Source organism: Mesorhizobium sp. M0590, assembly GCF_040320905.1.
Classification (GTDB): domain Bacteria; phylum Pseudomonadota; class Alphaproteobacteria; order Rhizobiales; family Rhizobiaceae; genus Mesorhizobium.
This window is the reverse complement of the sequence record NZ_JAMYQN010000018.1, coordinates 105,474-118,866: the sequence shown is the minus strand read 5'-3', so window position 1 is coordinate 118,866 and position 13,393 is coordinate 105,474. Positions and strand designations below refer to the sequence as shown.

The following is a 13,393-nucleotide window of genomic DNA, read 5'->3' as shown; positions in this document are numbered from 1 at the left end:
GCCCAAGGCCGCGCGCCTGGTCCTCAAGCGGCCATGACCGCTGGCATCGGATGGATTGCATGGAACGGAACGCAAAGCCGGTTCCAGGTGTTGATCATGCCGAGCGCCACCGAGAGCTTGACCAGCTCCTCTTCCGAGAAATATTCGAGCGTCCTTGCATAGAGTTCGTCCGACACACCGTTGTCGGCAATCCTGGTCAGCGCGTCGGTCCAGGCCAAGGCCGCGCGTTCGCGCTCTGAAAACAGCGGCGATTCCTTCCAGGCGGAGACGAGATAGAGCCGCTGCTCGCTTTCGCCGTCGCGGCGCGCTTCGCGGCTATGCATCTCGACGCAATACGAGCAGCCGTTGATCTGCGACGCCCTGAGCTTGATCAGATGCAACAGGCTTTTTTCGAGCCCGCATTCGTCGACTGCCTTGTTGAGCGCCGACACCGCCTTCATGATCTCCGGCGCCGCGCCGAAAAATTGCAGCCTCTGTTTCATCGTCTGTAGCCTTTCATGCTTGCTTGGTTGAACTTGATTTCTGCGGCCGCCGATGGCGCTCGACGAAGGCGCAGTTCGCGGCGACCGAACGGGGATCGGCATCGGCCGTGTATTCTGCAACGATGTCGGACAGCCGGGCGTCGGCGAGCGCGGCGCGATAGGCACGCTCGGCCTTCAGCATGGCTACGTTGATGCCGCAGGGTTTGACATAGACCGAGGCATCGAGCTTCGCTGGGCCGCGCTGGCGGATTTCGGCGCAGCGGAACGCCGGTTCACGCCCCTCGACGGCCAGCACGATATCGAGCAGCGTTATGCGTTCCGCCGGCCGCGCCAGCCGGTAGCCGCCGGACGGCCCCGGCACTGATTCCAGAATGCCGGACGCAGTCAGCGCGTTGAGATGCTTAAGCAGATAGCTCGGCGACAGCCCGAACGCTTCGGCCATGGCAGCACCTGGCAAGGTCGCGGCGCCGTCAACGCCGGCGAGCATCGCGGCGCAGTGGATGGCCGCTTCGACGCCTTCGCCCAGCTTCATTGTTCTGATCTCCAATTCATGGAGATATACTATCCTGGATAATTTATGTCCGCAATAGCCATTTGAAAAAAGCGGCGCCCGCAGGTGCCGCTTTTCCACAACGGGCTGTGCGCTACTCCGCCGCCACCTTGGCCATCGGATTGTTCGGATGCGTCGTCCAGTTGGCATAGATCGGCGACACCGGCCTGCCGGTGCGCTGGTCCATCACGCCGACCGCCAACGCCTCCATGGTGATGCAGTTCTCGACCGGACAGACATTGACGCAGAGATTGCAGCCGACGCATTCGGCCTCGATCACCTCGAAATGCCTGACGCCGTCGACGATTGCGGTGATCGCCTGGTGCGAAGTGTCCTCGCAGGCGATGTGGCAGCGGCCGCATTTGATGCAGGCATCCTGGTCGATATGCGCCTTGGCGACGTAGTTGAGATTGAGATACTGCCAGTCGGTGACGTTGGGCGTGGCACGGCCGACGATGTCGTCGAGCGTGGCATGGCCCTTCTCGTCCATCCAGTTTTCCAGGCCGGCGATCATCTCCTGCACGATCTTGAAGCCGTAGGTCATCGCCGCCGTGCACACCTGCACATTGCCGGCGCCGAGCGCCATGAATTCGGCGGCGTCGCGCCAGGTGGTGATGCCGCCGATACCGGAGATCGGCAGGCCATGCGTTTCCGGATCGCGCGCGATCTCGGCCACCATGTTCATGGCGATCGGCTTCACCGCCGGACCGCAATAGCCGCCATGCGAACCCTTGCCGTCGATCGTCGGCTCCGGCGCGAAATTGTCGAGGTTGACGCCGGTGATCGAATTGATGGTGTTGATCAGCGACACCGCGTCGGTGCCGCCGGCAAGGGCAGCGCGTGCCGGCTTGCGTATGTCGGTGATGTTGGGCGTCAGCTTGGTGATGACCGGCATGCGGGTATTGGCCTTGCACCAACGCACCACCATTTCGATGTATTCCGGCACCTGGCCGACTGCCGCACCCATGCCGCGTTCCGACATGCCGTGCGGGCAGCCGAAATTGAGCTCGATGCCGTCAGCGCCGGTCTCCTCGACCACCGGCAGGATCGCCTTCCAGGCATGCTCCTCGCACGGCACCATCAGCGAGACGACGATCGCCCGGTCGGGCCAGTCCATCTTGACCTGCTTGATCTCGCGCAGATTGACCTGCAGGTCACGGTCGGTGATCAGCTCGATATTGTTCAGGCCAAGCAGGCGACGATCGGCGCCCCAGATGGCGCCGTAGCGCGGCCCGTTGACGTTGACCACCGGCGGCCCTTCTTCGCCGAGCGTCTTCCAGACAACGCCGCCCCAGCCAGCCTTGAAGGCGCGGATGACGTTATAGGCCTTGTCGGTCGGCGGCGCCGAGGCTAGCCAGAACGGGTTCGGCGATTTGATGCCGACGAAATTGTTGCGGATGTCTGCCATGCTCATGCCCTCCCGTTCGAGGTCAGTGCCCGATGAATGCTTTCCGCCGCGTCGCGGCCTTGTGCGACGGCCGAGACTGTCAGGTCGTCGCCGCCAAAGATGCAGTCGCCGCCGGCCCAGACGTTTGGCAGCGAGGTGCGGCCTTCGGCGTCGACCTTGATGCGGCCGGCTTCCAGGTCAAGCAAAGCCCCGCTGCCGTTGAGCGCAGCCGGGACAAAACTCTGGCCGATCGCCTTGAACACCTGGTCGGCGACGAGCGTCAGCCGCTCGCCGGTGCCGACGAGCCGGTCGCCGTCCATCGCGGTGTATTCGAGCTCGATCGCCGACACCTTGCCGGCGTCGGCAATGACCCGCTTCGGCTGCAACCAGTGCCGGATGATGACGCCGTTGGCGGCAGCCAGATCCTGCTCGAATTCGGAGGCGTTCATGTGCTCCGGGTCGCGCCGATAGCAGATCGTTACCTCTTCGGCTCCGAGCAGCTTCGATTGCACCGCCGCGTCGATCGCCGTCATGCCGCCGCCGATGACGACAACACGCCGGCCGACCGGCAGGCTGGCCAGATCACTGGCCTGGCGAAGCTCGGCAATGAACTCGACAGCATTGCTGACGCCCGGCGCCTCCTCGCCATCCGCTCGCAAGGCATTGACGCCGGCAAGCCCCATGCCGAGGAACACCGCATCGTAATTCCTGGTCAGATCCGACAGCTGGTAATCACGGCCGAGCGCCTTGCCGTTCTGGATGTCGATGCCGCCGATCGACGTGACATAGTCGACTTCAGCCTGGGCGAAATTGTCGACGCTCTTATAGGCGGCGATACCGTATTCATTGAGGCCGCCGGGCTTTGGCCGAGCTTCCAGGATGGTCACGTCGTGGCCGTAGCGGGAGAGCCGATGCGCGGCGGCAAGCCCCGCCGGTCCGGCGCCGACCACGGCGACCGTCTTGCCGGTCGGTTCGGGGCGCTCGTAGAACTGCTTGTTTTCGGCCATGGCGACATCGGTGGCGTAGCGCTGAAGGCGACCGATCTGCACCGGCTTGCCTTCGGCCACCTCGCGCACGCAGACTTCTTCGCACAGCGTCTCGGTCGGGCAGACGCGGGCGCACATGCCGCCCAAAATGTTCTGATCAAAAATAGTCTTGGCTGAGCCGATCGGATTGCCCGTCGAAATCTGGCGGATGAACAGCGGGATGTCGATCGAGGTCGGGCATGCATTCATGCACGGCGCATCATAGCAGAAATAGCAGCGGTCGGACTCGACCAGCGCCTCGTGATGATCGAGCGGCGGGTGCAGGTCGGCGAAGTTATCAGCATATTGGTCCGGCGAGAGCCGCCCGCCGGCAATGCCTTGCTTGAACTGGCCTTCTGGCATCGTCAGTTCCCCATGTTCTTGTTTTGGGGAAGGCTAGCACGTTTTATTTTTTTATCAATTGGTCAATTTTCGGTGCAAACCGCTGAAAGGGCTGAACAAAACATGATAGATGCACTCATGTTTTTTGAGCACCGTCCGTTGCGCCTCAAGGATGCGGCGCGCAGAATTGGCTATCAGGGCGGTAGGCGCTTGAGCATCGTGCGCGACTTTCAAACATTGGAGAAGGTGATGGACATTGTTCAGGAGGCGGTTCAGCGGTGGGAGCCTGTGCAAGATTTACCGCTGGCTGCCTGCCAGGTGTGGCGTCTGAAATCCGACAACTACTTTGAATTGGCCGTCGAAGGCGACTTCTTCGTCGGGACGTCCGAACGAACCCTCAAGATCAACTTCCACGGAGTGCTAGCAATTTCGGCTTATGACGACATGTTGGGAGTGACCCATGTCAGCGCTAGCAGCTCAATCCCCTTGATTGGCTCTGGCAGGCAAGCCTCCTATAGATGGCCCCTCCTCCGAGTCGAGAACTCGCACTGGTTGCGATCAATACCCGGGCCGACAGACGACTGTTCGCATTTCCTATTGCTCAGTCTCGAATGCACGGTAGAGGTGATTGCTCGTGAAGCCATAGCCGCTTGGATCTGATCACTGCGTTGCGCACCACGCCTTCCACAACCATTCCGGGCAGCGGGATAGGCCTTAGACTGGTGATGGTCCGCTCTGGTCAGGGAAGTGAGCGACATCCGGCGCATGGATCAACAACCCCTCGTTGACTGAGAGCAAAGTCGAAAACCGCAGGGCGCGCAACCCGGTAACATTTCCAATTTGCCGTCATCTTTTTTGGCCGCTGTCGGATTTTCGTCGTGAAGATCGTCCTAGAATGGATCGCGCATGATCGATGTACAAACCGCAAGGAGCACGACAATGCCACAGTCCCCCATGCCCTTCTTCTGGTACGAGCTGATGACCACCGATCTCGACGCCGCCGAGGCGTTTTACACCTCCGTGGTGGGCTGGAGGGGGCAGCCTTTCGAAGGGGCCCAGGGCATGCCGCGCTATATCGTCATGAATGTCGGCGAGCGCGGCGTCGGCGGGTTGATGACGCTGCCCGATGACGCGCGCAAGATGGGCATGCCGCCGGCCTGGGTCGGTTATATCCTCACCAGGGATGTCGATGCCGCAACGGCCTCCCTCAAGAAGGCTGGTGGCGCGGTTCACCGCGAGCCCGACGACATTCCTGGCGTCGGCCGCTTCGCCGTCGTTGCAGACCCGCAAGGCGCGATGTTCAACTTCCTGCAGCCCAGCGGCCCCGACCAGCCGCCGCTACAGTTGGCGACCCCCGGCAACATCGGCTGGCATGAGCTCTACACGTCAGACTGGAAGGCGGCGTTCGATTTCTATTCCAGCCAGTTCGGCTGGGAGAAGGGCGACGCCATGGATATGGGTCCGATGGGCGTCTATCAGCTTTTCGCCTTCGGCGGCGAGCCCGTTGGCGGCATGATGAACAAGCCCGAGCAGATCCCGGCGCCGGTCTGGCAGTTCTATTTCAACGTGCCCGGCATCGACGCGGCAGCCAAGCGCGTCACCGACAATGGCGGCAAGATCCTGATGGGTCCGATGGAGGTCCCCGGCGGCAGCTGGATCGTACAGTGCACAGACCCGCAAGGCGCGCACTTTGCTCTGACAGCGCCCGGGCATTAACGGCCGCGCTGATCGCGGGGCCGCCATCGTGCGGCCCCAAGGCTGCAGCACGCCTCACGACTCACTCACCGACAGTTGAATGCAGGCCGGACTATGTGAATGGTCCGGCCTTTGGCGATGACCTATGGCCGGGCTAGGTGAAAATGGAGTCGTAGATGAAGCTTTTCGAAGGCCTCGCCGGATATCAACCGTTCGCCCTTGCCGCCTTGCGCATCATGACGGCGCTGCAGTTCATTGAGCACGGCACCCAGAAACTGTTCAATTTCCCCGTCGGCGACCATGCCGGCACCATGAGCGGGCTATCGCTGACCGCGGCCATCCTGGAATTCGGAGGCGGCATCCTGCTGGTATTGGGGCTTTTCACCAGGCCGGTGGCATTCCTTCTCAGCGGCGAGATGGCGATCGCCTATTTCATGGCGCACATGCCGCGCGACTTCTTCCCGGTCAACAACGGCGGCGATGCGGCAATATCGTTCTGTTTCATCTTCCTGTATCTGGTGTTCGCCGGCGCCGGCGCCCTGGCGCTGGACAACCGCCGCGGTGCCTGAAACGTCACCCACGCATCCGCTCGAAATTCGCGTCGAACAGCGGGATCCGCTGCATGCGCGCAGCGTGGCGTTTGCCCAGAAGCTCAATCTCGAAGCCGTCGGCTTCGTCGGCAATCTCTTTCGGCACATAGCCGATGGCGACGGACTTTTTCGAATGATGCGCGTAGCCGCCCGACGTGACCCAACCGCGCACGGCACCGCCGTACCAGATTGCCTCGTCGCCGATGACGTCGGCATCGACAGTATCGACGACAAAGGCCCGCAGCCGCAGTCTGCCGCCTTGCTTGCGCTCGGCCAACGCCGCCTGCTTGCCGATGAAATCGGCCTCTTTGCCGTAGGCGACGAAGCGGTCGAGGCCGGCCTCCAGCGGCCCATAGATCGGCCGGTATTCGCGCGCCCATGAGCCGTAATTCTTCTCGAGCCGCAGCGCATTGAGCGCGCGCGAGCCGAACAGGCCGATGCCGAATTCCTCGCCCGCCGCCATCAGCGCCTGACAGGCGGCACGCTGATATTCCGGCGCCACCCAGATCTCGTAGCCGAGGTCGCCGGTGTAGCTGACGCGCCCGACCAGGCACGGCGCCATGCCGATATCCATCCTGCTGATGGCCATGAACGGAAAGGCCGTATTCGACACGTCAGATCGTGTGACCTTTTCAAGAAGGTTCCGCGCGCTCGGCCCGGCGATCGATAAGCCGGTGAGTTTTGCTCCCAGCGCCTCGATGCTAACAGAGTCGTCCTTCGGCAGGTGCGCTTCGAACCAGCGCATGTGGTACTGCTCGGCGACACCGCTGCCGGCCAGGAACCAATCCTTACATGCAGAATTTGGACCGCCGAGATTGGCCAGCGTGAAATCGCCGATTAGCCTGCCGTCTTCCTTCAGCATCGGCGCCAGCGCCATGCGGCCGGGCCTTGGCAGCTTGCAGGCCAGCAAGCGGTCGAGCCAGGTTGCTGCACCCGCGCCGGTCACTCTGTATTTGGCAAATGACGAGATTTCCGACAGACCAACGCGTTGCCGAACCGTCTCCACTTCTTTCGCGACATGCTCGAAGTCGCTCGAGCGGCGCCAGGAGAATTCGTCCTTGACCCCTTCGGGCGCATACCACAGCGGCACTTCCAGCCCATAGGCGACGCCCCATTGCGCGCCCTCGGCCGACAACAGATCATAGACCGGCGTCGTCTTGAGCGGTCGCCCAGCCGGCAGTTCCTCGTTCGGGAAGCGGATCGAAAACCGCCGCGAATAGTTCTCGCGCACCTTGGCGTTGGTATAGGCCATCGTCGCCCAGTCACCGTAGCGCGACACATCCATCGCCCAGATATCGGCGCCGGGATCGCCTTCGATCATCCAGTTCGACAGCGCCAGCCCGACGCCGCCGCCCTGCGAGAACCCGGCCATGACACCACAGGCCACCCAGAACCCCGGCAGGCCGCGCACCGGCCCGACCAGCGGATTGCCGTCCGGTGCGAAGGTGAAGGGCCCGTTGATGATCTGCTTGATGCCGGTGTTCTGGAAGGCCGGGAAATGCCGGAAGCCGACCTCCAGCGACGGCGCGATCCGGTCGATGTCGGGTTCGAGCAGCTCGTGGCCGAAATTCCATGGCGTCTGGAACTCGGACCAAGGCTTGTTGGCCTTTTCATAAGTGCCCATCAGCATGCCGCCGCGCTCCTGGCGCAAATACAGCTCGCCATCGAAATCCACGGCATGGATGATTTCGGAACCAGTCTTCTGGTTCCAGGCGGCGACTTCCGGCATGTCCTCGGTGATCAGGTACATGTGCTCCATCGCCAGCACCGGCAGCTCCAGCCCGACCATGCGGCCGACCTCACGCGCCCACAGGCCGCCGGCGTTGACGACATGCTCGGCCACCACCTCACCCTTGTTGGTGATGACACGCCACAACCCGTCGGCGCGCCGCACAATGTCCTCGACCTTGGTGAAACGCTCGACCTCGGCACCAAGCTTCCTCGCCGCCTTGGCGTAGGCATGGGTAACGCCGGACGGATCGAGATGACCGTCCTCCTTGTTGCGCACGGCACCGACGAACTGCTTGGGATCGAGCAACGGCATCAGCTCGGCCGCCTCATCAGGCGATATCTCCTCGAGCTCGATGCCGAGATAGCGGCCCTTGGCGACGACGCCGCGCAGCCAGTCGAGCCGCGCCTCCGTCGCTGCCAGCAAGACGCCGCCTGTCAAATGCACGCCGGTCGCCTGGCCGGACAGTTCCTCGATCTCCTTGTAGAGCGAGATTGTGTATTTCTGCAGCTTGGCGACATTGGGATCGCCATTGATCGTGTGCATGCCGCCGGCGGCGTGCCAGGTCGAGCCGGAGGTCAATTCATCGCGCTCCAGAAGCACGATGTCTGTCCAGCCGTGCCGGGCCAGATGGAACAGCACGGAGCACCCGACGACGCCACCGCCGATAACCACTACCTTTGCATGCGATTTCATGGGATTCTCTCTGACGTCAACGAGTTGGATGGGAACGATGAATTCGGGGAGGAGCCCCACGAGCGCGAGCCTTCGATCATCACGGCTCGCTTTGCCCGATCGCTTCCTTGCGCTTGGCCACGTACGTCTCAAGCGCCTCGCGCCTGGAGACTTCCATCACCGGCTCGACATAGTCCTCCAGCGCCTTCTTCCAAAGCCTCGTCGCCCGCGCCGTGGCATCGAGCCCGCCAGCCTCCTGCCAGGCCTCGAAATTTTGCCAGTTGGACAGCATCGGCTGGTAGAAGGCTGTGGCGTAGCGCTCCAGAGTGTGCGGCTCGCCGAAGAAATGGCCGCCGGTCGGAACCGCACCCAGAGCCTCGACAGCAAGCTCGGCCTCGTTGACCTCGATCGGGCGCAAAAACTCCATCATGTGCTGGATCATCTCGACGTCGATGATGAACTTTTCGAACGACGCTGTCAGTCCGCCCTCTTGCCAGCCGGCGGCATGGTAGACGAGGTTGCCATGGCCGAGCACCGCGCCCCACAGCGCCATCAGCGTCTCATAGGCGCCTTGCGCGTCGGCGGCATTGGAAGCCGAGCCCGGCGTTGTGCGATAAGGCAGGTTGTAACGCCGCGCCAACTGTCCGGACGCGATATTCGCCTTGGTGTTTTCAGGCGTGCCGAACGCCGGCGCTCCCGATTTCATATCGACATTGGAGGTGAAGGCGCCATACATCACCGGCGCTCCGGGGCGGACGAGCTGCGTCAGCACCACGCCGAACAGCGCCTCGGCATTCTGCTGGGCGAGCGCGCCGGCAAGCGTCACCGGGCTCATCGCCCCCATCAGCGTGAATGGCGTTACCGCCACCGACTGGCCGAACTCGGCCATCGTCATCAGCCCCTCGGCCATCATCTCGTCGAAGCGGCGCGGCGAATTGACCGAAATGATCGTGGTGACGCCGGGATCGTCGCGCATCTCGTCAAGCGTCAGTCCGCGCGCGATTGCCATCATTTCGATGCCGTCGAGCGCCCTGCCGCGGCCGATGGCCGAGACGTGAAAGCTTTTGTCGGTCAGTGTCAGATTGGCGAAATAGGTGTCGAGATGACGGGAATTCGCCGGCAATTCTACCGGCGCGCAGACCTGGTTGCCTAGCATGTGGATGCAGTTGAAATGCTGCGCCAGCCGGACGAGATCGGAATAATCGCGCAAATTGCCGGCACGGCGGCCGCGCTCCATGTCGTGCACATTCGGCGGCCCGGCGACGAGCGTGAAGTTGATGGTATTGCCGCCGAGGTGGACGGCATGGGCGGGATTGCGCGGCGTCAGCGTATAGCTGGACTGCGTCGTCTTCAGCGCTTCCTCGATCATGCCGCGATCGATGCGGACGTTCATCGTTGCATGATCGACCTTGGCCCCGGCCTTCTCGAACAGCGACAGCGCCCGCGGGCTCATCACCTCGATGCCGAAATTCTCCAAGATATGCATCGACGCCTGGTGGATCGCCTCGATCTGGTCGGCCGAGAGCATCGCCATTGGCGGATAGGGATTGGTGACGCGGCGCAACGGCAGTTGCGGGATGGCGGTCGGTCCCCTGTTGCTGGTTCGCTCGGCGCCGCGCTTGCGTCTTGGTTCGCTCATGCCGCGCATCAAAGCGCCGGCACGAGGATCGAGCTGTCAAGAATCCGCCACCTGCGGGCGTGATTTTAGCCAAGGCGGCATTCCGGGAATTTCACATCGGTAAAAGCGACAACAAACGTCGGAATGGTTATACTTGTTCCGCGTCAGGCAAAGCGGCCGATGAGCCGTTAAGGAACGCAGCAAGATTCCTTTTATGTTTTCGGCCTAATGCTCTTGCAATGCGTAGGTTGAGTTTTAGTAAAATTGTAGCGATTGCCGTGCCGCTGGCGCTTTCGGCCTGCGCGACGCCGCCGAACCACATCAACGATGTCTGCGCCGTTTTCGACCAGAATGACGGCTGGTTCGACAATTGGCAGGCGGCGGCACAACGCACCGAGCAGAAATACGGCGTGCCGGTTCCCGTGCTGATGGCGACGGTGCGCAAGGAATCCGGCTTCAAGAGCAACGCCAGGCCGCCGCGCACCAAGCTGCTGGGCTTCATTCCCTGGAAACATATCTCCAGCGCCACCGGCTTCTCGCAGGCGCTCGACGGCACCTGGGCGCAATACCAGAACGAGACCGGCAGCTGGGCGGCGCGCCGCACCAGGTTTGCCGATGCCGTCGATTTCGTCGGCTGGTATCATTCCAAGACCGCCGAGACCCTCGGCGTCGCCCGCAACGACACCTACAATCTGTATCTCGCCTACTATCTCGGCTGGAATGCCTATAAGCGCGGCAATCGCGGCGACGCCGACGTGCAGCGCTATGCGCATGCCACCGAACAGATGGCGCAGGACTACGCCGCGCAGCTACGGCAATGCGCGCCCTAGCCTATTAACGGCTCTCAGCCGCCCTTGGGTTTGCGCGGCTTGCGCGTGGCGTCCTCGGCCTGTCGGCCGTCGCCGACAGTCGGCGGCATGATTGGTGCCACCTGGCTGTCGGCAGAGCTTGAGGTGCCGGTCTCTGAAACCTCGTCGCGAACCTCGTGACGGCGGGCTTTGGCGACCGCTTCGGCATTCTCCACTGCCTGACCCTCGGCATCGGCTTCAACGCTGCCAGTCTTGCCATGCGGGCGCTTGGGCGGATCTCCGGCAAAGCCCGGGCCAACACCGTGGTTTGCATCATCCGGCACGCCCTCATTTGCGGCGTGCTCCTTGTCGAATTTGATCACCGGCTCCATTTTCGCCAGCACGTCGTCGGACAGCCAGCACAAGCTCATATGGCCGTCGCCGAGATTTTTGACTGGCGGCACCTTGGTTTCGCAAAGGTTGTCCGGCACCAGTTTCTTGTAGCCGCAGCGCGTCTGGAACGGACAGCCGGACGGCGGGTTCATCGCCGAAGGGATGTCGCCCTCCAGCACGACGTGCTTCTTGACCACGCTTGTGTCGGCGATCGGGATCGCCGACAGCAATGCCTCGGTATAGGGGTGATAGGGCGGCGCGAATATCTGGTCGGTCGTGCCTTGCTCAACGATATAGCCGAGATACATGACGACGACGCGGTCGGCGATGTAGCGCACAACCGACAGATCGTGGCTGATGAACAGCATCGTCGTCTTGTTCTTGCGCTGGATGTCCATCAAGAGCTCGGTCACCGCGGCCTGGACCGACACATCCAGTGCCGAGACCGGCTCGTCGGCCACCACCACCTTGGCGTCGCCGGCAAAGGCACGCGCAACGCCGATGCGCTGTTTCTGGCCGCCTGAAAGCTGGCGCGGCTTGCGTGTCTCGAATGCCCTCGGCAGCTTCACCAGGTCGAGCAATTCCAGCATCCGCTTGCGGCGGTCGGCCACCGAGTCGCCGACATTGAACTTTTCCAGCGTACGGATGATCTGCGAACCGACCGAATGGCTGGGATTGAGCGTGTCGAACGGATTTTGGAACACCATCTGGATCGATGACACCGTGTCGACGCTGCGCTTCTCGATCCCGGTCGACTGGATCTCCTTGTTGCCGAGCTTCACGCGGCCGGAGCTTGCCGTTTCGAGGCCGAGCAGCACCTTGGCCAGGGTCGATTTTCCGCAGCCGGATTCGCCGACGATAGCGACGGTCTCGGATTCGCGCGCCATGAACGAGATCGTCTCATTGGCCTTGACGACACGGCCCTCGCTCGAGCCGAACACTTCGCTGCCGCCGACCTTGTAGTACTTCCGGAGGTCTTCGATCTGGAGCACCGGCGCACCGGGCACCACCCGCTCGTTGACCTTCTTGGCGCCGGGTGGCAGCGCCTCCCAGTCGATCTCGTTGAAGCGCACACAGCGCGAGAAATGCCCGTCATGGCCTTCGACCGCGATCATCGGAATTTCGGCGGCGTTGCAGACGCCCTCGACGAAATGGTGGCAGCGCGGGCCGAAATTGCAGCCCTTCGGCCGCTCGTGCGGTAGCGGCAACTGCCCCGGGATGGAGATCAGCGGCCGCGAATTTTTGTCGGCGCCCGGCAGCGGGATCGAGCGGAACAGGCCTTGCGTGTAGGGATGGCGCATCCGGTCGAAGACGTCCTTGATCTTGCCGGTCTCCACCGCTTCGCCCGAATACATCACCGTGATGCGGTCGCAGGTCTCCAGGATCAGGCCGAGATTGTGCGACACGAAGATCATCGAGGTGCCGAACTTCTCGCCCAGCCCCTTGACCAGGTCGACGATGCCGGCCTCAACCGTCACGTCGAGCGCTGTGGTCGGCTCGTCGAGCAGAAGCAGCGCAGGCTTCGACAGCAGCGCCATGGCAATGACGATGCGCTGCTGCTGGCCGCCGGAAAGCTGGTGCGGGTAGGAACGCATCATGCGCTCGGGATCCGGCAGCTTCACCGCGCGCACCATTTCCAAGGCGCGTTTGTAAGCTTCGTCCTTCGACACCTTGTCGTGGATCAGTGGCACTTCCATCAGCTGCTGGCCGACCTTCATCGCCGGGTTAAGACTGGCCATCGGTTCCTGGTAGATCATCGCGATCTTGTTGCCGCGGATAGCTCGCAGTTCTTCGTCGGACAGTTCTCCCATGTCCTTGCCCTGGAATTTGATCTTTCCGCCAACGATCTTTCCGATGTTGGAGAGGTCGCGCATGATGCCCAGCGACACGGTCGACTTGCCGCAGCCGGATTCGCCGACAATACCCATCGCCTCGCCGGGCATGACCGTGCAGGAAAAATCCATGACCGCCGGGATTTCGCCCTTGCGGGTGAAGAAGGAGATCGACAGGTTCTCGATCTCGATGATCGGCCCATTGGTCGGCCCATTGGTCGGCTTGGCGGGATTTCGAACTGCCTCATTCATGGGTCGCTCCAATCCTTGTTCTTCAGGCATGTCGG

11 protein-coding genes are annotated in these 13,393 nt (G+C 62.4%); 4 read left to right on the top strand and 7 right to left on the bottom strand.

The window, feature by feature from the left end; genetic code table 11:
- Window positions 1-23: 23 nt before the first annotated feature.
- The 4 genes from NKI52_RS25625 to NKI52_RS25610 form a co-directional block, all read right to left on the bottom strand.
- The gene (locus NKI52_RS25625; RefSeq protein WP_352700215.1) at window positions 24-482 is read right to left on the bottom strand and encodes a carboxymuconolactone decarboxylase family protein; all 459 of its coding nucleotides are present in this window, start codon (window positions 480-482) and stop codon (window positions 24-26) included.
- Between the two features lie 13 nt (window positions 483-495).
- Window positions 496-1,014, bottom strand: coding sequence for an RrF2 family transcriptional regulator (locus NKI52_RS25620; protein ID WP_352453193.1), 519 nt, complete (start codon window positions 1,012-1,014; stop codon window positions 496-498).
- A 112-nt stretch (window positions 1,015-1,126) separates the two neighbouring features.
- Window positions 1,127-2,440, bottom strand: a complete 1,314-nt coding sequence (gene preA, locus NKI52_RS25615) for an NAD-dependent dihydropyrimidine dehydrogenase subunit PreA (RefSeq protein WP_352578713.1) — start codon at window positions 2,438-2,440, stop codon at window positions 1,127-1,129.
- Window positions 2,441-2,442: 2 nt separating this feature from the next.
- The gene (locus NKI52_RS25610; RefSeq protein ID WP_352700214.1) at window positions 2,443-3,807 is read right to left on the bottom strand and encodes an NAD(P)-dependent oxidoreductase; all 1,365 of its coding nucleotides are present in this window, start codon (window positions 3,805-3,807) and stop codon (window positions 2,443-2,445) included.
- Here NKI52_RS25610 and NKI52_RS25605 point away from each other — a divergent pair.
- From NKI52_RS25605 to NKI52_RS25595, 3 genes are all read left to right on the top strand, one after another.
- Window positions 3,784-4,446: a hypothetical protein gene (locus NKI52_RS25605; RefSeq protein WP_352589360.1), complete on the top strand. Its 663-nt coding sequence runs from the start codon at window positions 3,784-3,786 to the stop codon at window positions 4,444-4,446. The two genes, NKI52_RS25610 and NKI52_RS25605, sit on opposite strands and share 24 nt — an antisense overlap.
- Before the next feature lie 279 nt (window positions 4,447-4,725).
- The gene (locus NKI52_RS25600) at window positions 4,726-5,502 is read left to right on the top strand and encodes a VOC family protein (RefSeq protein ID WP_352647022.1); all 777 of its coding nucleotides are present in this window, start codon (window positions 4,726-4,728) and stop codon (window positions 5,500-5,502) included.
- A gap of 155 nt (window positions 5,503-5,657) precedes the next feature.
- Window positions 5,658-6,050, top strand: coding sequence for a DoxX family protein (locus NKI52_RS25595; protein ID WP_023675853.1), 393 nt, complete (start codon window positions 5,658-5,660; stop codon window positions 6,048-6,050).
- A 4-nt stretch (window positions 6,051-6,054) separates the two neighbouring features.
- Here NKI52_RS25595 and NKI52_RS25590 read toward each other — a convergent pair whose 3' ends face one another.
- Window positions 6,055-8,496: a GcvT family protein gene (locus NKI52_RS25590; RefSeq protein ID WP_352700213.1), complete on the bottom strand. Its 2,442-nt coding sequence runs from the start codon at window positions 8,494-8,496 to the stop codon at window positions 6,055-6,057.
- A 79-nt stretch (window positions 8,497-8,575) separates the two neighbouring features.
- Window positions 8,576-10,114 (bottom strand): trimethylamine methyltransferase family protein, encoded by a 1,539-nt coding sequence (locus NKI52_RS25585; protein WP_023675851.1) that lies wholly within the window; start codon window positions 10,112-10,114, stop codon window positions 8,576-8,578.
- 218 nt (window positions 10,115-10,332) lie between these two features.
- Between NKI52_RS25585 and NKI52_RS25580 the strand changes: the two genes are divergently transcribed.
- Window positions 10,333-10,923, top strand: a complete 591-nt coding sequence (locus NKI52_RS25580) for a transglycosylase SLT domain-containing protein (protein ID WP_023675850.1) — start codon at window positions 10,333-10,335, stop codon at window positions 10,921-10,923.
- A 14-nt stretch (window positions 10,924-10,937) separates the two neighbouring features.
- Here the strand turns inward: NKI52_RS25580 and NKI52_RS25575 are convergent, their stop codons facing one another.
- Window positions 10,938-13,358, bottom strand: a complete 2,421-nt coding sequence (locus NKI52_RS25575; protein ID WP_023675849.1) for a dipeptide ABC transporter ATP-binding protein — start codon at window positions 13,356-13,358, stop codon at window positions 10,938-10,940.
- Window positions 13,359-13,393 lie beyond the last annotated feature (35 nt).

Coding starts and splice junctions, on each gene's coding strand:
- NKI52_RS25580 (WP_023675850.1), top strand. CDS start 10,333: ATGCGTAGGTTGAGTTTTAGTAAAATTGTAGCGATTGCCGTGCCGCTG.
- NKI52_RS25620 (WP_352453193.1), bottom strand. CDS start 1,014: ATGAAGCTGGGCGAAGGCGTCGAAGCGGCCATCCACTGCGCCGCGATG.
- preA (WP_352578713.1), bottom strand. CDS start 2,440: ATGGCAGACATCCGCAACAATTTCGTCGGCATCAAATCGCCGAACCCG.
- NKI52_RS25585 (WP_023675851.1), bottom strand. CDS start 10,114: ATGAGCGAACCAAGACGCAAGCGCGGCGCCGAGCGAACCAGCAACAGG.
- NKI52_RS25575 (WP_023675849.1), bottom strand. CDS start 13,358: ATGAATGAGGCAGTTCGAAATCCCGCCAAGCCGACCAATGGGCCGACC.
- NKI52_RS25590 (WP_352700213.1), bottom strand. CDS start 8,496: ATGAAATCGCATGCAAAGGTAGTGGTTATCGGCGGTGGCGTCGTCGGG.
- NKI52_RS25625 (WP_352700215.1), bottom strand. CDS start 482: ATGAAACAGAGGCTGCAATTTTTCGGCGCGGCGCCGGAGATCATGAAG.
- NKI52_RS25595 (WP_023675853.1), top strand. CDS start 5,658: ATGAAGCTTTTCGAAGGCCTCGCCGGATATCAACCGTTCGCCCTTGCC.
- NKI52_RS25610 (WP_352700214.1), bottom strand. CDS start 3,807: ATGCCAGAAGGCCAGTTCAAGCAAGGCATTGCCGGCGGGCGGCTCTCG.
- NKI52_RS25600 (WP_352647022.1), top strand. CDS start 4,726: ATGCCACAGTCCCCCATGCCCTTCTTCTGGTACGAGCTGATGACCACC.